This window comes from Pseudomonas sp. LBUM1653 (genome assembly GCF_059716115.1).
On the sequence record NZ_CP166803.1, the window covers coordinates 6,082,042 to 6,107,500 of the forward strand.

Below are 25,459 nucleotides of genomic sequence, written 5' to 3' on the forward strand. Positions count from 1 at the left end.
GCGGTGCCCTTGAGTCCATCGCGAGCATGCTCGCTCCTACATCATCAGCATCAGCAACGAACCATCGGTAGCGCCGACAACGCCCGCTCCCAGATCTGCCAGGTCCGCAGCCAGACCATGGCCTGCCAATCGCTATCCGCCGGATAGAATTGCTCAAGCAGATTCAGTTTGATCTCACGCCCTACGCCATCACTCGGATTGCCATGCAAATGCAGCCAGTGATCATCGCGCAGATAACGATGCACCTGTGGCCCCGGATAAGTCCCGCACTCGATGACGAATGGCATCAACCGCACGTGTGGTAACGCATCGATCAAGGCTTGCGAGGTGTAGCCGGTGGCCGTCGCCGCCACACCGGTTGCGCTCAGCGTGTCGGCACCGGTGTGCAGGGTGTAGAGCCACGGGCCGTAAATCGCCTGGGCATCGGCTAGCGCCGGATAAGCCGCCTCGGTGATCGTCAACAACATCGGATGCCCATACTCACCGGCGCCTGTGTGCAGGTCGAAACACAGGGCGACGTCAGCATGGGCCACGTGCTTTTGCATGATCTGCTGCAACGTGCGGTTCGACCAACTGGGAGCTACCCCGCCGTAGAACAATCCATCCGGATGCGCATGCTGGCCACCTTCGACCACCGACATGACCGCAGGCCATCCCTGCAGGCGGATCTGCTCGTCGAGCAAGGCATCGGCCCGGTCACGCTCGGGCCCGCGCAACTGCGTGCAGGCATAAATGTCATGCAGCGCGTCATAAGCCTGGTTGTCCGGCAGCGCACGTTCGAAGTCCAGGTGATTGCGGTTCAGGTCGATATTGTCTTCGTTGACCCGACGCAGCCACGCCATGCCCCAGGGATTGATCGCATGAATCATCACCACGGCGACATCCGTCGGCAATGAGCGCTTGCCGAGTTCCTGCAGCCACTTGATCTGGCAACCCGAGCCATAGAAGCCCTCGACCCCGTGGGTGCCGCTCAGCGCGATCAGCAGGCGTTCGGCGCCAGGATCTCCGAGCACCGCCACATCGGCGAACAGGGCCTCGCCTGATGGCCCTCTGAGTGGATGGGGATACTCGCTCAGCGTCGCACCGGCTGCGGTTGCCGCCGCCAGGAATTGTTCGCGCTGGGAACGGTAGCTTGGCTGGGTGGGAAACTCGCTCTGCATGTCTGCCCCTTGTGGGTCTTCTGGCCTGATCGCTGGCAATGACCCTACCGAAAATCCGCCCATTGATGAAGCGCAACCGCATCATCACCTCGCGGCCTGGTTTGCGTCACTGCGAGGTCGCCGATACAGTCCCCGGTACATTTATCCAACGGACGGAGTGCCTCCCGTGTTCTCAGCCTCCCATTCGAGTCGCGCTCGCCTGCCAGCCCTCGCGCTGATCCTCACCGCGCTGACGCTTGGCGCCTGCCACAACGCGTCGGCCCCGACGCTGCCAACTGCACCGGAAAGCGCTACCGGTTATCGCACTGACCTGCAGACCCGACACGCTTCAAGCCACATGGCGGCAGCCGCCAACCCATTGGCGGCCGAAGCCGGACGGGAGATGCTGCGTCGGGGTGGCTCGGCCATCGATGCCGCCATTGCCATGCAAGCGGTACTGACGCTGGTCGAACCGCAGTCCTCGGGCATCGGTGGCGGCGCCTTGATCGTCCTCTGGGATGGCCAATCCGTGCGCACCTACGACGGGCGCGAAACCGCACCGGCCCGCGCCACCGAGAAACTGTTCCTGCAGGCCGATGGTCAACCGATGCCCTTCACCCAGGCACAGATTGGCGGGCGCTCGGTGGGGACGCCGGGGGTGTTGCGAGCCCTTGAACTGGCCCATCAGAAACACGGCCGCCTGTCATGGGCGCAGCTATTCGAGCCCGCCATCGAACTGGCGGAGCAAGGCTTTGTCATCTCGCCCCGCCTGCATCGGCTGATCGCTGCGGATTCGTCCTTAAGGCGTTCAGCAGAGATGACCGCCTATTTCCTGAATGCCGATGGCAGCCCGAAAGCCAGCGGCACGCTGTTGAAAAATCCGCCCTTGGCCGCCGCGTTGCAACGCATCGCCAAGGAAGGACCGGATGCCTTGTACAAAGGGCCCATTGCGCAAGAGATCGTGGCCAAGGTCCAGGGTCACACCAACCCGGGTAGCCTGTCGCTGAGCGACCTGGCCAACTACAGCGCCAAGGAGCGCGCGCCCTTGTGTACCGACTACAAGCGCTGGCAGGTCTGTGGCATGCCGCCACCGTCGTCGGGCGGGATCGCCATGGCGCAGATCCTCGGCACGCTGCAAGCCCTGGAGACACGCGATAAGCGCTGGGCCCTGGCGCCGATGCGACCGGTGAAAACCAGCAGCGCCGCTGGCTTCGAACCGCCCGCCGAGGCCGTGCACCTGATCAGCGAAGCCGAGCGCCTGGCCTATGCCGATCGCGCCCAGTACGTGGCCGACTCGGACTTCGTGCCGGTGCCCGTCAAGGGCCTGGTTGACCCGGCTTACCTGGCCAGCCGGGCGGCGCTGGTCGGCGAGCGCAGCATGGGCACGGCTAAACCCGGCACGCCGCCGGGCATCCAGGTCGCCTACGCGCCAGACCGCTCACCCCTGCGAATCTCCACCTCGCAAGTGGTGGCGGTCGATGACCAAGGCGGCGCGGTGTCCATGACCACCACCATCGAATCCGCTTTCGGCTCGCATGTGATGGTCCAGGGCTTCCTGCTCAACAACGAGCTGACCGACTTCTCGTTCATTCCCGAGGAGAACGGACAGAAAGTCGCCAACCGCGTCGAACCCGGCAAGCGTCCGCGCTCCTCCATGGCCCCGACCTTGATCTTCGACCGCCGCAGCGGCGACTTCCTCGCCAGCATCGGGTCGCCCGGTGGTTCGCAGATCATCGAGTACGTAGCCAAATCCACCATCGGCCTGCTCGACTGGCAGCTCGATCCGCAAGCAGCCATCAACCTGCCCAACTTCGGCAGCCGAAATGGCCCGACCGAACTGGAGAACGGCCAGTTCAGCGCGACGCTGATTCAGGCACTCAAGGACAAGGGCCACACCGTCAACGAAATCGACATGACCAGCGGCACCCAGGCGATTGTTCGGGTCAAGGATGCACAGGGAAAGGCGTCGCTGGCCGGTGGGGCCGATCCTCGACGTGAAGGGGAAGCATTGGGGGATTGAGTCGTACAAAGGCGTGGGAAAGGGCCTACCGGAAGGCAGGCTCTTGGTTATTGATTACAGCTCCTGATCGCCTTCAAACCCAGCCCCTTCCTACCCGCAAAAGTTGGCCACTTCAGTAGAGTTCACTGCGGGCGAACTCAAAATAGCCCATCACATACAGGTCGCTCACACCGTTGTCGGGAGCGTCCGAGCATCCATATCGAACCCACTCCGTACGTCGACTACACTTCCCCAGACTTGCACAAGTCCCACCTTGGGACTAGGATCATGCCATGAGAATCATCGCCATCAGTCAGCTAAAGAGGTTCTGGAAGAAATACCCCGACTCGGAACAATCCTTCCTGGCCTGGATTGATGAGGCAAGGAACTCAGACTGGAGAACGCCTGCGGACATAAAGACACACTTTGCTACCGCCAGTATTCTCAAGAGCCGCCGAGTCGTGTTTAACATCAAGGGCAACGACTTTCGGCTGGTCGTCGCGGTGGCTTATCGCTTCGGTGCCGTGTACATAAAATTTGTTGGCACTCACAAACAATACGACGCAATCGACGCTGACACCGTCGAGATGGAGTAACCCATGAACATTCACCCAATTCGCACCGACGAGGATTACCGTGAAGCCCTCAAGAAGGTGTCAGCGCTGTTCGACAACGAACCAGAGCCTGGCACCCCTGAAGGTGACTACTTCGAGATAATGATCACGCTTATCGAAGCTTATGAATCGAAACAGTTTCCAGTTGACCTGCCCAATCCGATCGACGCGATTAAATTTCGAATGGAGCAATCCGGCCTATCGGCTTCTGATCTTGCGCCAGCCATTGGTCGAACAAATCGAGTCTACGAAGTACTCAATGGTAAACGCGCATTGACACTGCCTATGATTTGGAAACTTCATGAACTCTTTGGCATACCAGCCCAGAGCCTGATCAAGCCGATAAAACAGGCTTGATCAGGTGCCCGCCAACTTTGGAAATCAAACCGGCACACTCGCTTAACGACTGATTTTCAGCGCCCGTCGAGCCCGGTGTTTTTCCAGTGCCAAGTCGATCAGCCGCGTGACCAGCTCACTGTAGGTCATGCCGGCAGCCTGCCACAGTTTCGGGTACATGCTGATGCGGGTGAAGCCTGGCAGGGAGTTGATTTCGTTGATCAACACTTCGCCGCTCTCAGTCAGAAACACGTCGACCCGCGCTAACCCGGAACAACCCAGCACCTGAAACGCCTCGACCGCCATGGCACGGATGCGTTCGCTGGACTCGACGCTGATATTGGCCGGCACTACCACTTCAGCGGCTTTGTCGTCGATGTACTTGCTGTCGTAGGAATAGAAGCCACTGTGCACCACGATCTCGCCACAACCGCTGGCGATGGCATCTTCGTTGCCGAGCACCGCGCACTCGATCTCGCGCCCCTTGACCGCCGACTCGATCAACACCTTTTCATCGAAGCTCAATGCCAGCTCGACCGCCGCCACATATTCGGCTTCGTCGGCCACTTTGCTTACACCGACAGAAGAACCCTGGTTGGCCGGTTTGACGAACAGCGGCAGGCCGAGCTTGCCGCGGACCTCGGCGAAGCCTGTGCGCGCGGCGCTGGCGCGGGTCAGAGTGACGAACGGCGTGACGGCCAGACCGGCATCACGCAACAGGCGCTTGCTGATGTCCTTGTCCATGCAGACCGCCGAACCCAGCACATCGGAACCGACAAACGGCAAATCGGCCATGCGTAGCAAGCCCTGCAGGCAACCGTCTTCGCCAAGGGTGCCGTGGACGATCGGAAAGATCACGTCGACGTGGCCCAACAGCTCGGGACCCGCAGTTTCCACCAGTTGCTGGCGGGCCTTGCCCGGAACCACGGCCAATTCGCGATTGGATTGATTGAGCGCGATCAGGGCCGGGTTTTCCTGGTTCAGCAGGAAGTTCGAGGGGTCGTTGAGGTGCCAGTGGCCTTGCTTGTCGATGCCGATCAGTACCGGCTCGAAGCGCGAACGATCCAGTGCATCGACAATGTTTTTTGCCGACTGCAGCGACACCTCATGCTCGGCCGAGCGGCCCCCAAAAATAACGCCCACACGCAGTTTACTCATTGCCTGACCTCATTGTGGATGGCTTGCAGCTTGGGTAGCCGCCACGTTACGACTGCAAGGTCTTGCCGTCCAGCGGCTCGCCGATGGTCACTGTAGGAGCGAGCTTGCTCGCGATGGTCGCTAACGATAACGAGTGCTTTCTGGTTTAACGCGTCGCCGAGGCGTTTTTCGCGAGCAGGCTCGCTCCTACAGTGGGTCACGCATTCCTCAAAAGCGCAGAAGTCAGGTCGCCAACTGATTGGCAAACTGCCCCACCGCATTGACCACTTTCTGCGCCCCGTCCTGAATCTCGACGATCACCGTGCCCGCTTCCGCCGCCAGCGCCAGGCCCTGTTCCGCCTGGAGCTTGCCGTCGGCCATCAGGGCCACGGCGTTACGCGCCATGTCCTGGTTTTGCCGCACCACGAGGACAATTTCATCGGTGGCCTGGCTGGTGCGCGAAGCCAGTTGCCGAACCTCGTCCGCCACCACCGCGAAACCTCGCCCCTGCTCACCGGCACGGGCCGCTTCGATGGCTGCGTTGAGCGCCAGCAGGTTGGTTTGTTCGGCAATCCCGCTGATGGTCTTGACGATGGTGCCGATCACCAGCGATTGCTCATTCAAGGCTTCGATGCCATCGCCAGCGGTTTGCATGTGTCTGGCCAGGTCACGCATCACATCCACCGCCTGCGTCACCACGGTGTTGCCGCGCTGGGCGCTTTGATCGGTTTGCTGCGAGGTGCTGTAGGCAATGTTGGCCGCTTCGGCCACCGCCTGCTCCTGGTGGACCTGATCGGTGATCACCGTGGCGAATTTCACCACTTTGTAGAGCTTGTTGTTGGCGTCGGTCACCGGGTTGTAGGAAGCCTCCAGCCAGACTGTACGACCGTGGCTGTCGACGCGCTTGAAACGGCCGGCCACGAACTCGCCGGCGTTCAGGCGGCGCCAGAAAGCCTGGTATTCGGCGCTGTTGTAGTCCTCGGGAAAGCAAAAAGTGCGGTGATGTTTGCCTTTGATCTGGGCCAGGCTGTAGCCCATGCCGCTGAGAAAGCGGTCGTTGGCGGTCAGTACGTTGCCGTTGAGGTCGAACTCGATGACCGCCGTCGAGCGCACCAGCGCACCGATCAGGTTTTCATGCTCGCGGGAGGCCTCGATGGTGCGGGTCAGGTCGCTCGAGAAAATCGAAAAATGCTTGATCCGGCCGTCTGCCGAGCGCACGGGCTGCACGATCGAACGCAACCAGGCTTCCTGGCCGGTGCCGCGCAACAGGCGCACGGCACCGGCAAAGTGCTCGCCACGACTCAGTGCGATCTTGAAACGCAGCTGGAATTCGTCGTCTTTTACATGATCCGGAACCATCTCTTCGATGTGCCGGCCGATCAGCTCATTGCTCTTGTAGTGCATCTCGCTGAGGAAGTTCTGATTGACCGACTGCACCCGCCCATCAATATCGAGGGTCAGCACGAGCATCTCGCTTTCCAGGCTTTCCTTGACTTGCTGAAGGCTGGAGAGTTCTTCGCGAAGAGCCGACAGCTCCTGCTTCAAGCGTTTATTGAACATGGGGACGCACCGATGGGCTGGGATAGAAAGCGGCTTACAGCCTAGCCATCGGCCTTGCGGGGGGTTTCTGAAGAGCGCTTGAGGATTGTCCTACAAATATAATGACACCGCGCCAATCGCCCCCTGTCTATCACGCCGTACCGGCGGCCGGGCAACTGGCGATTCTCGGCATCCGCGTGCCGAAATATTCCGCGCTGCCCACGCCCACCGCGCCCATCACCGCGCAGAAGATCACGCAGATCCACGGGCTCCACGGCATCAAACCGATCAACAGCAAGGGCGTGATGCTCGCCCAGGCGGCGTAGGCAATGTTGTAGGTGAAGGAAATACCCGAGACGCGAATCCGCGCCGGGAACAGGCTGACCATCACCGACGGCACCGCGCCCACTACTCCGCAACTCAGTCCGGCCACCGCATAAGCCAGGCCGATCCAGCTGCCACCGCTGATCAGGCAGGCGTAGAGCACGCCGATGCCCAGTGGCAGCAGCAGGCTATAGAGCATGACGGTGCGCCAGGCGCCGATGCGGTCGACCAGCAAACCGGCGAGCACGCAGCCAATGTTCAGGAAAACGATGCCCAGTGCGCTCAGGGCGAAGGTGTGGCTTGCCGTCATGCCGAAGGTTTTCTGCATCATGGTCGGGGTGATCACCACGAACACCACCACCGCTGACGTCAGCACGCAGGTAAGGATCATCGCTGGCAGCAGGGCCAGGCGATGTTCGCGCAGGACCGCCCGCAGCGGTAACTCAACGGCCGCCTCGCGCCGAGCCTGCATGGCCATGAACACCGGAGTTTCACTGAGCCAGCGCCGCAGCCAGACGCCAATCACGCCGAACACCCCACCCAGCAGGAAGGGATAACGCCAGGCGTAATCGAGGATTTCAGCCGGGGTGAAGGCCTGCGCCAGGAACGTTGCCGTCAGCGCGCCAAGCAAATAACCGAAGGTCAGCCCCGCCTGCAAGAAGCCCAGGGCGTAGCCGCGATGGCCGACCGGCGCGTGCTCGGCCACGAACACCCAGGCGCTCGGCACCTCGCCACCCACCGCCGCGCCCTGGAGGACGCGCAGGACCAACAGCAGCAGTGGCGCGAAATAACCGATCTGCGCGTAGGTCGGCATGATCCCGATCAGCAGGCACGGCAGCGCCATCATCAGGATGCTCAGACTGAACACCTTCTTGCGGCCCAGGCTGTCGGCGAAATGCGCCATCAGGATCCCGCCCAGAGGCCGCGCCAGGTACCCGGTGACGAAGATGCCGAAGCTTTGCAGCAGCCGCAGCCACTCGGGCATCTCCGGCGGGAAAAACAGCTGGCTCAAGGTCAGGGCGAAAAATACGAAGATGATGAAGTCGTAGATTTCCAGCGCACCGCCGAGGGCCGCTAGCCCCAGGGTCTTGTAGTCCGAGCGGCTGAACGGCAGCGGACGTGGATCGGTATTGGCAGTCATGAAAAGAACTCTGGCACAGGCAAAAACCAAGGCGCTCATGGTCTACGCAAACGCGTCCGCGGACAACCCGTTAGACCAAAGTCCCATAGCCGCAAAACAGCACCGCAAAAAACATGCGCTTGAATTAAGGTTGGCGTCTGTCCGGAGGGGCCTCTGCAGCCCCGAAGACCACTACAAACATAAAAATTCGAGGTAGTCCCGTGGCCGCTGATATCGAAGATACCCGCTCCGCCCGCTTTGCCCTGCGCTGTTCAAGTTTTGCCGAACGCTGGTTCCCCGACTCATGGGTGTTTGCCGCCCTGGCGGTGATCATCGTCGCCGTGGCCACCATGGCCATGGGCGCTAAGCCGACTGACGCGGCCATGGCCTTTGGTGACGGCTTCTGGAGCCTGATCCCGTTCACCATGCAAATGGCCTTCGTGGTGATCGGCGGTTATGTGGTCGCCAGCTCGCCACCGGCGGTGAAGCTGATTGACCGTCTGGCGAAGCTGCCGAAAAACGGGCGCTCCGCAGTGGCTTGGGTGGCGCTGATTTCCATGGTCGCGTCGCTGCTCAATTGGGGTCTGTCGCTGGTGTTCGGCGGTCTGCTGGTGCGTGCTCTTGCCCGCCGTACGGACCTGAAGATGGACTACCGTGCCGCGGGTGCGGCGGCGTACCTGGGGTTGGGCGCGGTGTGGGCCCTGGGCCTGTCTTCGTCTGCTGCGCAGTTGCAGGCCAACCCGGCCAGCCTGCCGCCGTCGATTCTGTCGATTACCGGGGTGATTCCTTTCACTCAAACGATCTTTCTCTGGCAATCGGGCGTCATGTTGCTGGCCTTGATCGTCATCTCGCTGATCATCGCCTATGCCACCGCCCCCGGCCCGAATACGGCGCGAGACGCCGAGGCCTGTGGCGTCGACCCGAGTTTCAACCTGCCACCGCTGCAGCCACGTACCCGCCCCGGCGAATGGCTGGAACACAGCCCGCTGCTGATCATCCTGCTGGTGCTGCTGGCGGCTGGATGGCTGTTCCATGAGTTTTCCACCAAACCGGCGATCAGCGCGATTTCCGGCCTGAACACCTACAACTTCCTGTTCATCATGCTCGGTGCCCTCCTGCACTGGCGCCCGCGCAGCTTCCTCGACGCGGTGGCCCGTGCGGTGCCAACTACCACCGGCGTGCTGATCCAGTTCCCGCTGTACGGTTCGATCGCCGCGCTGATGACCACGGTCAAGGGCGCCGATGCGCAGACCCTGGCCCACCACATCTCGACCTTCTTCGTCAGCATTGCCTCCCACGACACCTATGCCCTGCTGATGGGCGTGTACTCGGCGATCCTCGGTTTCTTCATTCCGTCCGGCGGCGGCAAGTGGATCATCGAAGCGCCATACGTGATGCAAGTGGCGAACGACCTGAACTATCACCTGGGCTGGGCGGTGCAGATCTACAACGCCGCCGAAGCCCTGCCCAACCTGATCAACCCGTTCTACATGCTGCCGCTGCTGGGTGTGCTGGGATTGAAGGCGCGGGACCTGATCGGCTTCTCGTTCGTGCAATTGCTAGTGCATACACCGCTGGTGCTGGTGTTGCTGTGGGCACTGGGGACGACGCTGGCGTATACGCCGCCGGTGATGCCGTAAGGAAACGGCCACAGCGCGCGTTTTTCTTTCTGGTCCCCCCGCATCAGCGGGTCGGACCAGGGAGAGGAAGCTTCGACTAGTGAAATCGAACGAAACCGACAGACTGAAAGATCCCTTCTTACAAAACGCGCAGCGTTGTCCCACTCAATCCGAAGGCAAGTCCTGACTCTTGCAGCCAGCCTCCTTGAATTAACCTGTCCCGGAGTATCAATCACCAAAAACCCAAGGAAGATCCGATGACACCGATATCCAAGACACTGGAAGAGTTGATCAATGAAATTTACCAGGACGGTAACGTCTCGGTGGTTGAGTACAGGGCCCTGCGAGACGATGCCGATCGCCGCATGGACGCCGTTGTCCGCGAATTTGGCCAGCACAACAATGTGACGGCCTTTCAGAAAGCGATGGATGTTGCCATGCAGTTATTGCAGAGCGCCGTTCTCGATGCCAAAAAAGCCAAGCTGAGCGATACCGGTGAAGCGATCGTCAAGGATGCGGTCACCGCACAAGTTGAATACTTGCGCGCCGGCAGCCAATTGGCCCTGCGTCTCTTGTGATCGCCCGACCTCACGCTGCCCGCAAACACTGATCGCGGGCTGCATCGCACGCTGCAAAAAAAATGCGTGAGGCCTACTTTTCTGCATCATTGCGTTGATCCAGTATGAAGTGCATCTTCGTATCGCGACCACGCTGAAAAGGATCTGAGCATGTTAAGACTCGCAGGCCTCACCCTCGCGGCCCTCACCCTCGCGACCCTCAACCTGAGCACCGCTGCCCACGCCGATGTCGCCCTGAAGCTGGGCAGCACAGAACGCGTCAGCCGTTTGTTCGCCTACCCCAACAACTGTAACGTGATCTGCTTTCGCAATTGGACGCTGGAGCAGACCGTCGAGCACTACCTGACGCAAAGCGTTCAGCGCGATGGCTACAGTGAGGCCAAGGTTCTGGTCAAAACCGATAACAATCAACTCCATGCCGAAATCACGGGTGTGCCCAGGAGCTATGAAAAGCCCCTGGCAGCACTGCTTGACGCTGGCGACCTGGCCTACAGCGGTGCCAGCAAACTGAATGCCGACGGCAAGTGGGCCTATAGCTGGTATTTTTTCCTGCCACTGGGCATGGCCCTGGAAAACCGCAGAAGCGTTGAACTGCTGCACTTCCCCCCGGACTATTCGCTGACCCAGGCCCAGGATTACCTGAAGTCGGCCACCACGGATCGCTGGGCCACGCTGCTGACCGTCAATGGCATCCCGGCCGAGCAGACACCGGGCTACCAGACCATCATCGATATCGCCCCGATTGCCGCGCCGTCGAACGCCGGCAAGGACCTCGCAGGCGTCTACGACTACTTCAAGGACTACCAGACCAGCATGGTCAAGCAGGTCACCCTGCATTCCAGCGGAGTGGCATTGCCAACGGTTGCCTTCGGTGTACCGGTGCGTAACTGGATCAAGCAGCAATACGGGCCAACCGTGAACGTGTTGAGCCTGGTGACGATCAGCCCGGTCGACGGGGTAAAAGTACCGGTATTGGGCGCCAACCATCCAAGCTACATCTGGTACGCCGCCGATCCGGCCAGCTACACCGGTAAAGATGCCCAGGCCCAGGCCGATACTGCAGGCCTGAAAGTCATGGGCCAGGATTTGAGTGCCGCGTGCTGGCAGGCCGCCATGGGCCGTGAAACGGACAGCAACGCTGATGTCGAGCTGAAAACCTGCACCCAGACCTGGCAAGTGGCCCAGGCCGATAAAACCTGTGCGCTGTTCTACACCTCGATCCGCAAGCTGACGTCCGCACAGGCCGCAGGCAAATGTGCGACGGCAACGATCAAGGCCCAGCTCAAACTGCTAAAGGCGCCAGCGCCAGCCCCGGCGATACCCGCTCCTGCGCTATAACCGTCGGCTGGATGGTCAGCTAACGGAAGGTGCCGACGACCAGATGTTTTTGCAACACTGTCGTCGGCAAAGCCTCTGCTGCTGACGCTTACAACTTCTCGACAGGACGCAGTCGGTACTGCGGCGGCAATTGCTCGAACCCGCTGATGGTGGTGTTCAGGCTCTTCCAGCGACCGTCCTTGATGCCGTAGATGCAACCGTGAATCGACAGGTTCTGCCCGCGGTGCCAGGCATTTTGCACAATGCTGGTATGGGCAACGTTGGCCACTTGCTGAATCACGTTGAGCTCGCAGAGGCGGTCGACCTGTTCCTCTTCGGTAGCCAGTTTGGCGAGTTCTTCGCGCTTCTCGTAGTAGAGATCGCGGATCGAACGCAGCCAACCGTCGATCAGGCCGAACTGGCGATCCTGCATCGAGGCGCGTACGCCGCCACAGCCATAGTGGCCGGTCACGAGGATGTGTTTGACCTTGAGCACGTCGACCGCGTACTGGATCACCGACAGGCAGTTGAGGTCAGTGTGCAGCACCACGTTGGCCACGTTGCGGTGCACGAACAGATCGCCCGGCAACATGCCGACGATCTCGTTGGCCGGCACCCGCGCATCGGAACAACCGATCCATAGGTACTCCGGCGTTTGTTGACGAGCCAGCTTGGCGAAGAAGTCAGGATCTTCTTTGGTGATCGCGTCGGCCCAGCGCTCGTTGTTATCAATCAGATCTTGTAATTCGTTCATGCAATGAAGCCTCGATAATGGTGCGCTGCTTTGACAGACATCCGTCCGTCGGGGTCACGCGCGTTATGCAAATGCCCGCTGCTGCCTGATGGCGCTCCATGCCGGTGGAATTCTCTGCAACCCAGTGGGTCCACCCTATAAGGCTAACAGTATGAGGAAATGCCATGAATGATTCACGACGTCCGTACGATGCGGTGCAACCGGAACCCATCGATGATAACGAAGATCGCATGGGCTCGATGCATGAGCTGGATTTCGACGAGGAAGAACCCAGCGCAAAAATCGGCGACGAATTGCCGGAAAGGGAACGCAAACAACTGATGCCCGAAGAACGCGTGCGTGAAGCCGGCATGACGGGAGCATCGACCGATGACCATGAGTCTACCGATGATGACATGAGCCCCGAAACGTTGATTCGTGAAGACGGTGCGCGGGATGCCCAGGAAGTGGGTGAAGGTGATCAGGCCGATTGGGACTTGAGCATTGTCGATGAAGACGATATTGGTGGGGGCAATGGGTTGGACGAGGCGGAGATGGCGCAGAGCGATCCTCTCGATAGAAAGCGGTAATCATCCGGGCTTGAACGGACGCCTTCGCGAGCAAGCTTGCTCCCACAGGTTTTATGTACGACACAAATCCATTGTGGGAGCGAGCTTGCTCGCGATGCTTCTGATGTTCAATCCACCAAGGTGCAGGCCATGACCACGGCATCTTCGCGCCCACCGACCGCCGGGTAGTAATCGCGCCGCCGGCCGATCTCGTTGAAACCGTAGCGCTCATACAACTTGAACGCCGCAGTATTGCTGTCCCGCACTTCCAGGAAGCATTCCCGGGCGTCGGCCTTGTAGGCGATTGACATCAAATGTTCCAGCAAGGTCAAACCCAGGCCTCGGCCCTGGTTTTCCGGCTTGACGGTGATGTTGAGCAGATGCGCCTCATCAAGAATGATCTGCACCACCCCATGGCCCACCTGCTGCTGGCCTTCGTACATCAGCCAGATCTGATACTTGCCCAGGCCATCGAGAAAAATTCCGCGGGTCCAGGGATGGCTGTAGGCCGCGTATTCGATCTTCAGAACAGTTTCCAGGTCCGCCTCGGTCATCGGGCGGAACGATACAGCGTCACTCATTCGATTCTTTCCAGCGCGCCATCAGCCGACGCATGGCTTGCCACACGGCGGCCTTGCGCTGTGGCTCTTCCATTAATAATTCCAGGCCCGGTACCGCCCACGCCGAGCCCAGACCTTCGATCTGCAGTTCGCGGTTCAACGCATCGACGTCCGCCTCACCGGCAAACCGCACCGCGGGCAGGCCGATCAGCCAGAGGCAAGCGCATGGTGCTTCCTCCATGCGCACCGAGAGGAAACCTTGCACAAAGTCACGGGCCGCATCCGGGCCCTGGTCCATCGTCCCACGCACCAGCAGCGGCCAGCGAACCGGCTCGCCGACGATTTGCGGGCTGTCCGGGAGACCGGCGGCACGCAGCATGTCCTTGAGCAGCAGATAAGCGGGGTCGCGCGCCTGGAACGATTCGCCTGTGGGTAACTCCACCAGCAGCAGGCAGCGGCCGGCGCGCAGCAGTTGCAGGGCAAAACGCGGCGGCGGCACCGGCGCGACCCTGGCGACAACCGGCGCCTCCTCGGCCGCAGGTTTGGCGGCGGTGCGCGTGCTCGCCTGCGATGGCCTCGGCACCTCGATTTTCACCCGTTCGGCCGGTTTTACCGCAGGCTTGACGGGCGCATCGACCACGGGCACCGGCGCCACGGGAGCAACGACCGGCGCCTCGGGCGGCTCCAGCAGCTCGGGACGCGACGGGGCGGCAAAGGGCAATTCGGTGCGCGGCAGCCAGTTGACCACCTGCATGGCGTTCAAATAAGCGCGACGACGGGACTCGATAAGCAAAGGTCGGCCACTTGTGGATAACTAAAGTGCGGAGATTCTACCGCCCTTCGCTCAAGATCGCCCGCTGTTGATCGATTGACTTCACCGATAGTCTTTCCACCTATGAAAAATGCGACAGCCCGTCCCGAGAGTGAATCGCATCGCGCCTGATGCAGTACAATCGCGGCTTTTAATCGCCAACAGCCGGCCATTCCGATGATCGAACCCAAGCGCGTCTTGCGCGCCCTCGCTGAACACTGGGCACTTCTGGAGCCACTGTGTGAGCATTTCGACCAAGGCACCCTGAGCCTCAACGAACTGCGCACGCAACTGGCCGCCCAGCAACTCGACAGTACGCCGCAGGACATCACCAGCCTGCTGGACGTGTGGATTCGCCTCGATATTCTGGTTCCGGTGGCGAAAAGCCCGAACCGTTTCGAGCTCAACGCGCAAATTCACGACTTTCTCGCTTACCTGCGCCGTGAACACCGTTTGGGCCTGTGCCTGGAAATCGAAGCCTATCTGCGCCATCTCGAGCGTCTGGCCGGCTACATCCAGGACGCCTTCGACATCCGCGACGGCAACGACCTGGCCCGCCAGCTGCGCCTGCTCGACATGCGGGTGCGCGATGTACTGAAAAAACTCGATAACGACGAACAGGCACTGGTGGCCGTCGCCGAAAGGGCGAAAACCAGCGACCGCCAGATTCCGTTGCGCCAGCGTTACGCTGAAGTGCTGGCGACCTGGGACGAATACGTCGAGCCGATGATTGATCTGGTAAACGCCGACGGCGCCTTCGAACAAGGCGTGCGCAAGGTCGAAACCGTCCTGTTGAAGATGCTCAGCGAACAGCAGCGCCTCGGCCACCTGGTCGACGACGACATGCTGCTGCGCACCCACGCGCGCATCCTCGAAATGCAGACCAGTGCCCAGTTGACCCTGCGTCACGCGCGCGAACTGTTGCTGCCGCTGCGTGAAGAGGCCCGTCGCCACAACGCCGTCACCCGAGGCGCGGCACTGGCCCTGGCCGCCATTCGCCGAAAAGGCATCGATGCCGTGCCGCAGGCGGCCATGCCCTTGTTCACACGACCGCAAAGCACCTTCCTCGGCAGCGCCAGCCAGGTCGAAGCCTACGTTTACGCCCTGGCCCGTTTCGAACCGAAACCGGCGCGCTTCCCCAAGGCCCACAAGACCCAGAAAGGCGAAGCCCCGCGTGCGCCACGCACGGTTCGGGAAATGCTCGAACGCTGCGAAGACGCCCTGCCGATGCCGGACCTGATGACCTGGCTACTGGAGCAGGAACCGGACGGCGCCACCGACGAACTGCTGTACTGGTTCTCCCGCCTATCCCGGGAAAAAAGCTTCAAGCGCGAGCGCCTGGAACGTCGCGACTACTTCACACACGAGCACCAGGTCAGCCTGCGCTCCTTCGCCCTGCTCTCGGTCGGCGACGCCACCGAGAATTCTGCGAGCACCCTCTATGCAAGTACTTCGCATGCAACTTGATCTATCCGAACTATCCCAGCTGGCACCGATCTTTCGCGAGTTATTCAAGGGCTACCACGTCAGCCGCCGCGATCCAGAGTTGTATGCGCAGCTGTCGAACTTCCAGGACCAGTACCGCACGCTGTTCAAGGCCCTGGGTTTTGAACTGGTCTGCGACACCCGTGGTTTCTACTACTTCGTGCCGGATCTGGCGGCCGCGGCGGTGAACAAGACCGCACAGCGTCTGGCGCTGTTCACGTTCATCCTCGTCGAGCACCTGGCCGACCAGGGTCGCGACCCGATCGCCGTGCTCGACGGTGGCAGCCTCGGTCGCGATGAACTGCCATCGCTGCTGGAAAAGTACCGCGACCTGTTCATTCAGGCCGAAGTGCAGACCCAGGATGAGCTGGAAGAAAAAATCATGCGGCGCATGACCCAGCTCGGCTTCGCCGGCGAAGAAAACGGCGTGTACCGCTTCCTGCCGCCGATGCACCGTTTCCTCGATGTGTGCCTCTCGGTGCAACAGGACCGTGACCTGGCAGCCAGCCTGCACAGCGTATTGCCGTTGCCGGTACCGGTGCTGATCGACGATGACAGCGATGAAAAACTGCTGCAGACCGACGACCCGCTCGACTTGGCGGGCTTTGAAGAAGGCAGCGAAGACGAAAGCGAAGAAGACGCTCTCGCTCTCGCCCGCGCCATTGCCGAAGAACAGGAGCTCGACGCATGAGCAAGGAACGCTACGGCATCCGCCGCTTTGCCCTTTTGAACACCGCCGGCTACAGCCTCGGCCTGTTCCCGCTGGAAGAGCCACTGTCGGTCTACGGCGCGAACAACCTTGGTAAATCCGCTTCGATCAATGCGCTGCAGTTCCCGATCCTGGCGCGCATGTCGGACATGAGTTTCGGCAAGTACAGCCTGGAACAATCCCGGCGCTTCTACTTCGCCTCCGACACCAGCTACATCCTGGCGGAGGTGAACCTGCCCCATGGGCCTCACGTGATCGGCGTGGTCGGACGCGGTCCGGGCGGCGGCTTCGGTCACCAGTTCTTTGCCTATGCCGGCCAGTTGGACCTGGCCCACTACCAGAAAAACGACACCTGCCTGCGCCAGAAAGAACTGTTCAGCAACCTTGAGCGCGAAGGCCTGAAAGCCTACGAGCTCAAGCCCGATGAACTACGGCGCTTGCTGGTAGGTGGACACACTTCGATCCCGCTGGACCTGACACTGATCCCGCTGCGCTCCACCAGCGAACAGAGCCTGAAGACCTTCCGCGCACTGTTCATCAACCTGCTGCACATGCGTGAAATCACCGCGGCCAAGCTCAAGCAACTGTTCCTCGATGCCTTCGAGCACAGCTTGCGTTCCGGCAGTGTCGATTACATCGCCGCCTGCGAAGAGGCCTTCCGTGACGTACGCCGCATGGAACAGGACTACAACTCGCTGGTGGCCGCCGGCCCGCTGGTTGAAGCCCTGGCCAACGGCGTGAAACAGCGCGACATCCTGCGCGGCAAGCTGCACCGGATCTCGCCGCTGCTCGACTCCTTGCTCGGCACCTGGTCGGACTACGCCAGCGCCCGCAAGGAAGAGCTGACCCTCCAGGCCGAGCACTATCGCCACGAGCAGGACGCCCTGCAGAACGATCAGCGTGGCGGCACCCAGGAGCTGATGCGTCTTGAGCGGGAAATCACCGGCATCCAGCGCTGGCTCGGCGAGCTGTCGGTGCTCAAGCATCGCTTTGCCCTGGTCGAAGACGTCAAGGTGCTCGAGCAACAACTGCTCGCGGCCAAGGACGCCCACGACGAGCTGGCAGGTGCCCTGGCGCAGTCGCGACAGTTCAGCGCCGAGGATCTGGAAGAACGCCTGCGTGACCTGGAAAAACGCCTGAAGTCGGTCAAGCAGCAACTCGACCACGCCGACAACAACAGCTACGCCCGCCTGCGCGAGGAATTCTCGCAGCAGGACGTCGAGCGCCTGATGCGCCTGTTCAACAGCGCCCTGTTCAGCCTGCCGCTGGGCGAACACGGAATCACCCTCGACGAGAACGGCGAGTGGGTGAAATCCATGGAGCTGATTCTCGACGCTTTCAAAGGCGAGCGCTTCGAAGTGCCGGGCCTGTCGATCGACCTCTCGCACATCGAGCCACCGGCTCTGCAAGCCCTGGCTGACCGCGCTGCGCTGCGCGACCAGAAAGAGCGCCTGGACAAAGAACTCAAGCAACTGAAAACCCAGCAAGCCGTGGCGGCCGACCGCGCCGCGAGCAAGACCCAGACCGAAGCGCTGTACCAGCAAGTGCTGGATGCCCAGAAAGCCTTGGAAGACTTCCGTCGCGCGCAAACCCTGAGCGCCGAAGAAAGCGACAAGCTGGAGCAGCTGGCGCAGATCGAGGCCGCCCAGGACGAATTGAAGCGTTCCAGCGATGCCTTTACCGAACGCGTCCAGCAACTGTCGGCCAAGCTGCAACTGGTCGGCCGGCAGATCGGTGACATGGAAGCCAAGCAACGCACCCTCGACGACGCCCTGCGCCGCCGTCAGTTGTTACCGGCGGATCTGCCGTTCGGCACGCCGTTCATGGATCCGGTCGACGATTCGATGGACAACCTGCTGCCGCTGCTCAACGACTATCAGGACAGCTGGCAAGGCCTGCTGCGCGCCGATGGCCAGATCGAGGCGCTGTACGCCCAGGTGCGCCTCAAGGGCGTGGCCAAGTTCGACAGCGAAGACGATATGGAACGTCGCCTGCAACTGCTGATCAACGCTTACGCACACCGCACCGATGAAGCCCTGACCCTGGGCAAGGCCCGGCGTGCGGCCGTTACCGACATCGCCCGGACCCTGCGCAACATCCGCAGCGACTACGACAGCCTCGAGCACCAGCTGGCGTTGTTCAACCGCGAAATCAACAAGCGCCAGGTGTCCAACCTGCAAAGCTTCCGCATCGTGCTGGCGCCGAACAAGGAAGCACTCAAGCACATCGACCAGATCATCCACAGCGCCGGTCAGTACGAAGAAGGCGAGACCCTGTCCGTCTTCGACCTCAGCCAGAGCGCCGAGCAAGACAACAAGAACGAAGAGGCCAAGGAATACCTGGCGCGGCTGGTGGCGGCGAACCACAACCAGCTAGGCCTCAAGGACTTGTTTGAACTGGCGTTCGAAATCACCAAGGTCAACGGATCGCCGGTGATCCACACCGACATCGACGGCGCCGCGTCCAACGGCACCACCATGACCATCAAGGCGCTGACCAACATGTACTTGTTGCTGCACTTGATGGACCGCGACCTGGCCGGGCGCGTGCGCTTGCCGTACTACCTCGACGAGGCCGCGGACATCGACGAGAAAAACCAGGCGGCGCTGCTGGAAACCAGTCTGCAACTGGGCTTCGTGCCAATCCTGGCCAGTGTGAAGCCGCAGGTTTGCGCCAGTGTCGCCATCGACCTGGAAGGTGGCAGCGGCCCGGCTGGCATCTACATCGATGAGGAGGACTGGAAGTACATTCGTCGTCACGATGAGGTGAAGGCGACTGTGCATGTTGAAGCGGATGAGCCGGAGCTGGATGCGGTCTGAGTTGAACCGTTAGATACGAAAAAGGCCGCGTTCCAATGGACCGCGGCCTTTTTTGTGGTTCTTACAGTGCTCTTATGGGCCTCTTCGCGAGCAGGCTCGCTCCCACAGTGGACCGGTGTACATAAATCCCCTGTGGGAGCGAGCCTGCTCGCGAAGGCGTCATTCCTGACGCCTTATTAGCTCAGGGTTATTTACCCAGCGAAATCTTCGGCGCCCAGGTCAGCCATTCCTCTTCAAACTTGTCGAACAGCGGGAATGTCTGCTCCGGCCGCACCGGGTTTCCCATACGCTCACCGTCTGGCGTAGCGAAGGCAACACCGCCCTGAATCATCGTCTCCAGCGATTCAGTACGCACCGTCGCCCCTCTGAACAGGCCAACATCAAAGTCAAAACCGCTGGTGTTCCAGAAGCGCGTGCCGCTGCGGACCAATGGCGCGTACTTTGGCTCGATCAGGATGCGGATCAGCACACGATCAGCCGTCTGGCCCAACTCATAACCCGTGACCTTGCCCACGGTGATTTCGCGATAAGTCACCGGCACACCAGGCTTCAGCGAACCACGGCGAGGAGCGCTCAACACCAGGCTCAAACCGGCTTCCTGTCGGGCAGTTTCCGGCGGACTGGCCAGCGCCACGAAGTTCTTCTGCGGCCCCAGATTCTTCGGTGCCGGTTGCACCTCGATGTATTGCCCGGTGACCAATGTTTCCAGGTTCGACGTCTTGATCAGACCCAGCTCGGGCTTGACCACCCAGAATTGACTGCCGACGCGAGCGATGCGCTCCGGGACTTCATCGATCCGCGCAGTCAGTAGCACCGACTGCAGATCGTCACTCAGGTCAACGTCTTCAATCTTGCCGACATCCAGCCCCTTGAAGCGAATCGGTGTGCCGGTATGCAGGCCATCGGCACGGTCGACCTTGAGCGTGATCATCGTGCCTTTCTGGTTGGCTTGCTCATGACTGGCGAACAGGCGGAAACGTGGGATGCGCTTCTGCAATGGCGCCTTGGCCTCCGGTGTTTCAAAGGCGATGCCGCCGGCCATCAGGCTTTGCAACGATTCGCTCTTGACCTGGATCCCGCCGGTCAGCCCGCCCGTCAAGGTGATGCCGCTGGCATTCCAGAACCGCGTAGAGGCGTTGACCAGGTCTTCGTATTCCTTCTCGATATGGACCCCAATCACCAGCTGTTTCTTTTTCCGCGAAAACTGATAACTCTGTACCGAGCCCACCTTGACCTGCTTGTAGAGCACCGGGCTGCCCACTTCCAGCGAGCCGAGGTTATCGGTGAACAACACCAGGTGCAGCCCCGGTGAACGCAAATCCAGCGGCGGCGCCTTGGGCCGTGCGACAAACTCACGTTGCGGCGCGGCGCCTTTGTCCCCGGGACGCACGGCGATGTAGTTACCCTTGACCAATGCTTCAAGGCCGGTAATGCCCGCCAGGGAAATCGACGGTTTGACCACCCAGAACTGGGTGCCATCGACCAGGTAATCCTCGGCCAGCGGGTCCAGCGTCAACTCGGCGCTGGCACCGGACAAATCGGGATCGACCTTGAGCGCCTTGAGGGTGCCGACCTGAATGCCTTTGTACATCACCGGCGTGCGGCCAGCCTGCAAACCTTCGAAGTCACTTAGCTTGACCTTGACCTTGATCCCGGCGGCGGCCGCGTCGAAGTCTTCATAAAGACGGAACGGCAGGCTCGGATCGGTCGGCGGGCTGTCCTTGCGGTTTTCAGGCGTGGCAAACGCAATACCGCCAGCAACGATACTGGCCAGGGACTCACTGCGTACTTTTACACCGGACAGATTGGCATCGATGCTGATGCCGCTGGCGTTCCAGAAGCGCGTGTGTTTACGCACGAGCTTGGCGTAGGTCGGCTCGATGAATACCTTGAGTTCGACAGTACTCTGGTCCTCGGAGAGCACGTAGCTTTTGATCTGCCCGACCTTGATCTGCTTGTAGAATACCGGGCTGCCACGGTTCAGCGAGCCCAGGCGGTCAGCCTTGATCGTCAGGTGCAGGCCGGGCTGAGCGTCCGATAGCGGCGGCTCCTGAGCCAGGGCCTTGAACTTGCGGGCAGGCTCGCCCTCACCCGGGCTGATCGCGACATAGTTACCCGAGACCAGCGTCTCCAGCCCGGTGATACCGGCCAGCGTCACGCTCGGCTTGACCAGCCAGAAGCGCGTGCTGGTGCGCAGGTATTGCTCCACGTCCTTGTTCATCTCGACGGTCGCGATCACCCCTTTGGAGCTGCCTTCATCATCAAGTTTGAGGGTTTTCACCTTGCCGACCGACATGCCTTTGTAGACGACTTCGGTCTTGTTGGCCTGGATGCCTTCACCGCTTTCGAAGCGTACCTGGATCTCGATACCGGTCTCGGTGTAGGCGCGCCAGCCTAGCCAGCCACCAATGATCAAGGCAATCAGGGGCAACACCCAGATGGCCGACCAGTTCGAAGCAGGTCGGGTTTTAGCTGTAGGCAAATCAGTCATGGTCGTCGTCCGACTCCGTGTTATCCCAAATCAGTCGGGGATCGAAAGTTACTGCGGCAAGCATCGTCAGAATCACCACGCTGGCGAACGCAATGGCGCCCAGATCAGCTTCGATGGTGGCAAGCCGACCAAAATTCACGACCGCCACCAGGATGGCGATCACAAAGATATCGAGCATCGACCAGCGGCCGATGAACTCGATAAAGCGGTACATCCATATGCGCTGACGGGCCGAGAGTGGCTGGCGGCGCTGTACGGAAAACAGCAGCAAGGCGATACCCACCAGTTTGAACGTGGGCACCACAATGCTGGCGATGAACACCACCGCGGCGATGGGAATCATGCCGTGCTGAACCAGTTGGATCACGCCGGACATGATGGTGCTGGGGTCTCCCTTGCCCAGGGAGCTAACGGTCATGATCGGCAGCACATTGGCCGGGATGTAAAGAATCGCGGCGGTGATCAGCAACGCCCAGGTCCGCGCCACACTGTTCGGGCTGCGGGCATGCACCAGCGCGCCGCAGCGAGTGCAGACCTGTTCGTCGGTATCAGCTTCCTGCTTGTTCAATTCATGGCATTCGGCGCAAATCAGAATGCCTGCATCAATCGCCCGCATGGGCATCCTCTCCTGATAAAGCCTGCCAGATCTGGTGAGGAGACATAACGACCTCCAGCCAGACCTGAACCAACAACAAACCAATGAAGCACGCCAGGCCCAGGCCGATGGTCATTGCTGCCATATCTGCCAGCTTGACGATCGCGACCAGTACGCCCATGAGGTAAACCTCAAGCATCCCCCAGTCCCGCAAATGGTGATAAATACGGTAAAGCAGCAAACCATAGCTGCGTCCGACGTCAAAACGGATACTCAGCAATACGACCAGTTGGCAGAGCAGCTTGAGCAGAGGAATCGCCATGCTGCTCAGAAACACAATGACTGAAACGCTTTGCATGCCTGTATCGAAAAGCGCGACAACCCCGCTCCAGACAGTGTCTTGCGACGACTGCCCGAGCAGATTGAGTTGCATGATGGGTAAAAAGTTCGCCGGGATATACAACAGCAGTGCCGCAATAACCAGGGCGAGACTACGCTGCACGACGTTGTATCGATGGGCATAAAGCTCGTAACCACATCGCGGGCACAGGGCTTTCTCGCCATGCTCGAGCTCGGGCTTGCGCATAAGCAAGTCGCACTCGTGGCATGCCACCAAATCGTTCAGCGGTAATTCTGACAGCCTTGGGGCGTCAACCGGATCTGGCATATAACGCTCTGACTCCGAAAAGGTTGGGCCTATTCTAGTGCCCTGAATCGAAAATAACTGTGCCAATTTGTGCACGAGTCTTCGTGATTTTCTTTCGGGAAAAGACAAAACCCCTACCTGCATACGCAGATAGGGGTTTTGGAATTTAATCTTGACGATGACCTACTCTCACATGGGGAAACCCCACACTACCATCGGCGATGCATCGTTTCACTGCTGAGTTCGGGATGGGATCAGGTGGTTCCAATGCTCTATGGTCGTCAAGAAATTCGGGTACTGAGTCGTGACCAGTTGGCCTCGCTTCAGCAAATTGGGTATGTGATAGCTTCGGTGCTTTGTGAGTATCTCGAACTTTCGGTTCGTTTCGTCTTCACACACCGCAATCTGGCCTCTTTCGTCTTTTCAACTAAGAGCAGCAAATTGCTTGGGTGTTATATGGTCAAGCCTCACGGGCAATTAGTATTGGTTAGCTCAACGCCTCACAGCGCTTACACACCCAACCTATCAACGTCGTAGTCTTCGACGGCCCTTCAGGGGACTCAAGGTCCCAGTGAGATCTCATCTTGAGGCTAGTTTCCCGCTTAGATGCTTTCAGCGGTTATCTATTCCGAACATAGCTACCCGGCAATGCCACTGGCGTGACAACCGGAACACCAGAGGTTCGTCCACTCCGGTCCTCTCGTACTAGGAGCAGCCCCTCTCAAATCTCAAACGTCCACGGCAGATAGGGACCGAACTGTCTCACGACGTTCTAAACCCAGCTCGCGTACCACTTTAAATGGCGAACAGCCATACCCTTGGGACCGGCTTCAGCCCCAGGATGTGATGAGCCGACATCGAGGTGCCAAACACCGCCGTCGATATGAACTCTTGGGCGGTATCAGCCTGTTATCCCCGGAGTACCTTTTATCCGTTGAGCGATGGCCCTTCCATACAGAACCACCGGATCACTAAGACCTACTTTCGTACCTGCTCGACGTGTCTGTCTCGCAGTCAAGCGCGCTTTTGCCTTTATACTCTACGACCGATTTCCGACCGGTCTGAGCGCACCTTCGTACTCCTCCGTTACTCTTTAGGAGGAGACCGCCCCAGTCAAACTACCCACCATACACTGTCCTCGATCCGGATAACGGACCTGAGTTAGAACCTCAAAGTTGCCAGGGTGGTATTTCAAGGTTGGCTCCACGCGAACTGGCGTCCACGCTTCAAAGCCTCCCACCTATCCTACACAAGCAAATTCAAAGTCCAGTGCAAAGCTATAGTAAAGGTTCACGGGGTCTTTCCGTCTAGCCGCGGATACACTGCATCTTCACAGCGATTTCAATTTCACTGAGTCTCGGGTGGAGACAGCGCCGCCATCGTTACGCCATTCGTGCAGGTCGGAACTTACCCGACAAGGAATTTCGCTACCTTAGGACCGTTATAGTTACGGCCGCCGTTTACCGGGGCTTCGATCAAGAGCTTCGCGTTAGCTAACCCCATCAATTAACCTTCCGGCACCGGGCAGGCGTCACACCCTATACGTCCACTTTCGTGTTTGCAGAGTGCTGTGTTTTTAATAAACAGTCGCAGCGGCCTGGTATCTTCGACCGGCGTGGGCTTACGCAGTAAATGCTTCACCCTCACCGGCGCACCTTCTCCCGAAGTTACGGTGCCATTTTGCCTAGTTCCTTCACCCGAGTTCTCTCAAGCGCCTTGGTATTCTCTACCCAACCACCTGTGTCGGTTTGGGGTACGGTTCCTGGTTACCTGAAGCTTAGAAGCTTTTCTTGGAAGCATGGCATCAACCACTTCGTGTTCTAAAAGAACACTCGTCATCAGCTCTCGGCCTTAGAATCCCGGATTTACCTAAGATTCCAGCCTACCACCTTAAACTTGGACAACCAACGCCAAGCTGGCCTAGCCTTCTCCGTCCCTCCATCGCAATAACCAGAAGTACAGGAATATTAACCTGTTTTCCATCGACTACGCTTTTCAGCCTCGCCTTAGGGACCGACTAACCCTGCGTCGATTAACGTTGCGCAGGAAACCTTGGTCTTTCGGCGTGGGTGTTTTTCACACCCATTGTCGTTACTCATGTCAGCATTCGCACTTCTGATACCTCCAGCAAGCTTCTCAACTCACCTTCACAGGCTTACAGAACGCTCCTCTACCGCATCACCTAAGTGATACCCGTAGCTTCGGTGTATGGTTTGAGCCCCGTTACATCTTCCGCGCAGGCCGACTCGACTAGTGAGCTATTACGCTTTCTTTAAAGGGTGGCTGCTTCTAAGCCAACCTCCTAGCTGTCTAAGCCTT

20 protein-coding genes, 2 rRNA genes and 1 pseudogene (1 of these 23 cut by a window edge) are annotated in these 25,459 nt (G+C 59.8%); 10 read left to right on the top strand and 13 right to left on the bottom strand.

Features of this window, described 5'->3' with window-relative positions; all coding sequences use genetic code 11:
• Positions 1-50: 50 nt before the first annotated feature.
• Entirely contained in the window at positions 51-1,160 is a 1,110-nt protein-coding gene (locus ACA054_RS27410) for a DUF2817 domain-containing protein (protein ID WP_497687000.1), read from the bottom strand.
• Positions 1,161-1,326: 166 nt separating this feature from the next.
• On the opposite strand from ACA054_RS27410, the gene ggt reads away from it, so the two are divergent.
• The 3 genes from ggt (at position 1,327) to ACA054_RS27425 (ending at position 4,109) form a co-directional block, all read left to right on the top strand.
• The gene (gene ggt, locus ACA054_RS27415; protein WP_497687001.1) at positions 1,327-3,159 is read left to right on the top strand and encodes a gamma-glutamyltransferase; all 1,833 of its coding nucleotides are present in this window, start codon (positions 1,327-1,329) and stop codon (positions 3,157-3,159) included.
• A gap of 272 nt (positions 3,160-3,431) precedes the next feature.
• Complete coding sequence (locus ACA054_RS27420; RefSeq protein ID WP_497687002.1) at positions 3,432-3,734, top strand: type II toxin-antitoxin system HigB family toxin; 303 nt, start codon at positions 3,432-3,434, stop codon at positions 3,732-3,734.
• A 3-nt stretch (positions 3,735-3,737) separates the two neighbouring features.
• Positions 3,738-4,109, top strand: coding sequence for a helix-turn-helix domain-containing protein (locus ACA054_RS27425; protein WP_497687003.1), 372 nt, complete (start codon positions 3,738-3,740; stop codon positions 4,107-4,109).
• A gap of 42 nt (positions 4,110-4,151) precedes the next feature.
• Here the strand turns inward: ACA054_RS27425 and ddlA are convergent, their stop codons facing one another.
• The 4 genes and pseudogenes from ddlA to ACA054_RS27445 form a co-directional block, all read right to left on the bottom strand.
• Positions 4,152-5,246 carry a D-alanine--D-alanine ligase gene (gene ddlA / locus ACA054_RS27430; RefSeq protein ID WP_497687004.1) on the bottom strand — a complete coding sequence of 365 codons (1,095 nt, stop codon included), beginning with the start codon at positions 5,244-5,246 and terminating at the stop codon, positions 4,152-4,154.
• Between the two features lie 222 nt (positions 5,247-5,468).
• Entirely contained in the window at positions 5,469-6,077 is a 609-nt protein-coding gene (locus ACA054_RS27435; RefSeq protein ID WP_497690383.1) for a methyl-accepting chemotaxis protein, read from the bottom strand.
• A pseudogene (locus ACA054_RS27440) lies at positions 6,057-6,785 on the bottom strand (PAS domain-containing protein); the annotation flags it as partial. The pseudogene ACA054_RS27440 and the gene ACA054_RS27435, both read right to left, overlap by 21 nt.
• A 130-nt stretch (positions 6,786-6,915) precedes the next feature.
• The gene (locus ACA054_RS27445) at positions 6,916-8,229 is read right to left on the bottom strand and encodes an MFS transporter (RefSeq protein WP_497687005.1); all 1,314 of its coding nucleotides are present in this window, start codon (positions 8,227-8,229) and stop codon (positions 6,916-6,918) included.
• A gap of 200 nt (positions 8,230-8,429) precedes the next feature.
• Between ACA054_RS27445 and ACA054_RS27450 the strand changes: the two genes are divergently transcribed.
• The 3 genes from ACA054_RS27450 (at position 8,430) to ACA054_RS27460 (ending at position 11,743) form a co-directional block, all read left to right on the top strand.
• Entirely contained in the window at positions 8,430-9,848 is a 1,419-nt protein-coding gene (locus ACA054_RS27450; RefSeq protein WP_497687006.1) for a short-chain fatty acid transporter, read from the top strand.
• Positions 9,849-10,084: 236 nt separating this feature from the next.
• Positions 10,085-10,405 (top strand): hypothetical protein, encoded by a 321-nt coding sequence (locus ACA054_RS27455; RefSeq protein WP_033039036.1) that lies wholly within the window; start codon positions 10,085-10,087, stop codon positions 10,403-10,405.
• 150 nt (positions 10,406-10,555) lie between these two features.
• Positions 10,556-11,743, top strand: a complete 1,188-nt coding sequence (locus ACA054_RS27460; protein ID WP_497687007.1) for a hypothetical protein — start codon at positions 10,556-10,558, stop codon at positions 11,741-11,743.
• 88 nt (positions 11,744-11,831) lie between these two features.
• On the opposite strand, the gene can is transcribed toward ACA054_RS27460, so the two are convergent.
• On the bottom strand, positions 11,832-12,476 hold the full coding sequence (can, locus tag ACA054_RS27465; RefSeq protein ID WP_008055619.1) for a carbonate dehydratase: 645 nt from the start codon (positions 12,474-12,476) through the stop codon (positions 11,832-11,834).
• Between the two features lie 164 nt (positions 12,477-12,640).
• Here can and ACA054_RS27470 point away from each other — a divergent pair, with 164 nt between their 5' ends.
• A complete protein-coding gene (locus tag ACA054_RS27470; RefSeq protein ID WP_497687008.1) occupies positions 12,641-13,045 on the top strand; it encodes a serine kinase/phosphatase in 405 nt (134 codons plus the stop codon).
• A 107-nt stretch (positions 13,046-13,152) separates the two neighbouring features.
• Here ACA054_RS27470 and rimI read toward each other — a convergent pair whose 3' ends face one another.
• Both rimI and ACA054_RS27480 read right to left on the bottom strand, forming a co-directional pair.
• Entirely contained in the window at positions 13,153-13,605 is a 453-nt protein-coding gene (gene rimI / locus ACA054_RS27475; protein WP_497636576.1) for a ribosomal protein S18-alanine N-acetyltransferase, read from the bottom strand.
• Complete coding sequence (locus ACA054_RS27480; RefSeq protein ID WP_497690384.1) at positions 13,598-14,338, bottom strand: energy transducer TonB; 741 nt, start codon at positions 14,336-14,338, stop codon at positions 13,598-13,600. The genes rimI and ACA054_RS27480 overlap by 8 nt, the downstream gene beginning before the upstream one ends.
• A gap of 234 nt (positions 14,339-14,572) precedes the next feature.
• On the opposite strand from ACA054_RS27480, the gene mksB reads away from it, so the two are divergent.
• The 3 genes from mksB to mksF are packed head-to-tail and all read left to right on the top strand — an operon-like array spanning position 14,573 to position 19,408.
• Positions 14,573-15,862: an Mks condensin complex protein MksB gene (gene mksB, locus ACA054_RS27485; protein WP_497687009.1), complete on the top strand. Its 1,290-nt coding sequence runs from the start codon at positions 14,573-14,575 to the stop codon at positions 15,860-15,862.
• Positions 15,852-16,571 carry an Mks condensin complex protein MksE gene (gene mksE / locus ACA054_RS27490; protein ID WP_497687010.1) on the top strand — a complete coding sequence of 240 codons (720 nt, stop codon included), beginning with the start codon at positions 15,852-15,854 and terminating at the stop codon, positions 16,569-16,571. The genes mksB and mksE overlap by 11 nt, the downstream gene beginning before the upstream one ends.
• Positions 16,568-19,408 (top strand): Mks condensin complex protein MksF, encoded by a 2,841-nt coding sequence (mksF, locus tag ACA054_RS27495; protein WP_497687011.1) that lies wholly within the window; start codon positions 16,568-16,570, stop codon positions 19,406-19,408. Before mksE ends, mksF begins: the two co-directional genes overlap by 4 nt.
• A gap of 187 nt (positions 19,409-19,595) precedes the next feature.
• On the opposite strand, the gene ACA054_RS27500 is transcribed toward mksF, so the two are convergent.
• From ACA054_RS27500 to ACA054_RS27520, 5 genes are all read right to left on the bottom strand, one after another.
• The gene (locus ACA054_RS27500; protein WP_497687012.1) at positions 19,596-21,899 is read right to left on the bottom strand and encodes a PqiB family protein; all 2,304 of its coding nucleotides are present in this window, start codon (positions 21,897-21,899) and stop codon (positions 19,596-19,598) included.
• Positions 21,892-22,515, bottom strand: a complete 624-nt coding sequence (locus tag ACA054_RS27505) for a paraquat-inducible protein A (protein ID WP_497687013.1) — start codon at positions 22,513-22,515, stop codon at positions 21,892-21,894. Before ACA054_RS27505 ends, ACA054_RS27500 begins: the two co-directional genes overlap by 8 nt.
• The gene (locus tag ACA054_RS27510; protein WP_497687014.1) at positions 22,502-23,161 is read right to left on the bottom strand and encodes a paraquat-inducible protein A; all 660 of its coding nucleotides are present in this window, start codon (positions 23,159-23,161) and stop codon (positions 22,502-22,504) included. The genes ACA054_RS27505 and ACA054_RS27510 overlap by 14 nt, the downstream gene beginning before the upstream one ends.
• Before the next feature lie 149 nt (positions 23,162-23,310).
• Positions 23,311-23,426: ribosomal RNA gene (rrf, locus tag ACA054_RS27515) — 5S ribosomal RNA — on the bottom strand.
• Positions 23,427-23,596: 170 nt separating this feature from the next.
• Positions 23,597-25,459 (bottom strand): 23S ribosomal RNA (locus ACA054_RS27520); it runs 1,029 nt beyond the window's last position.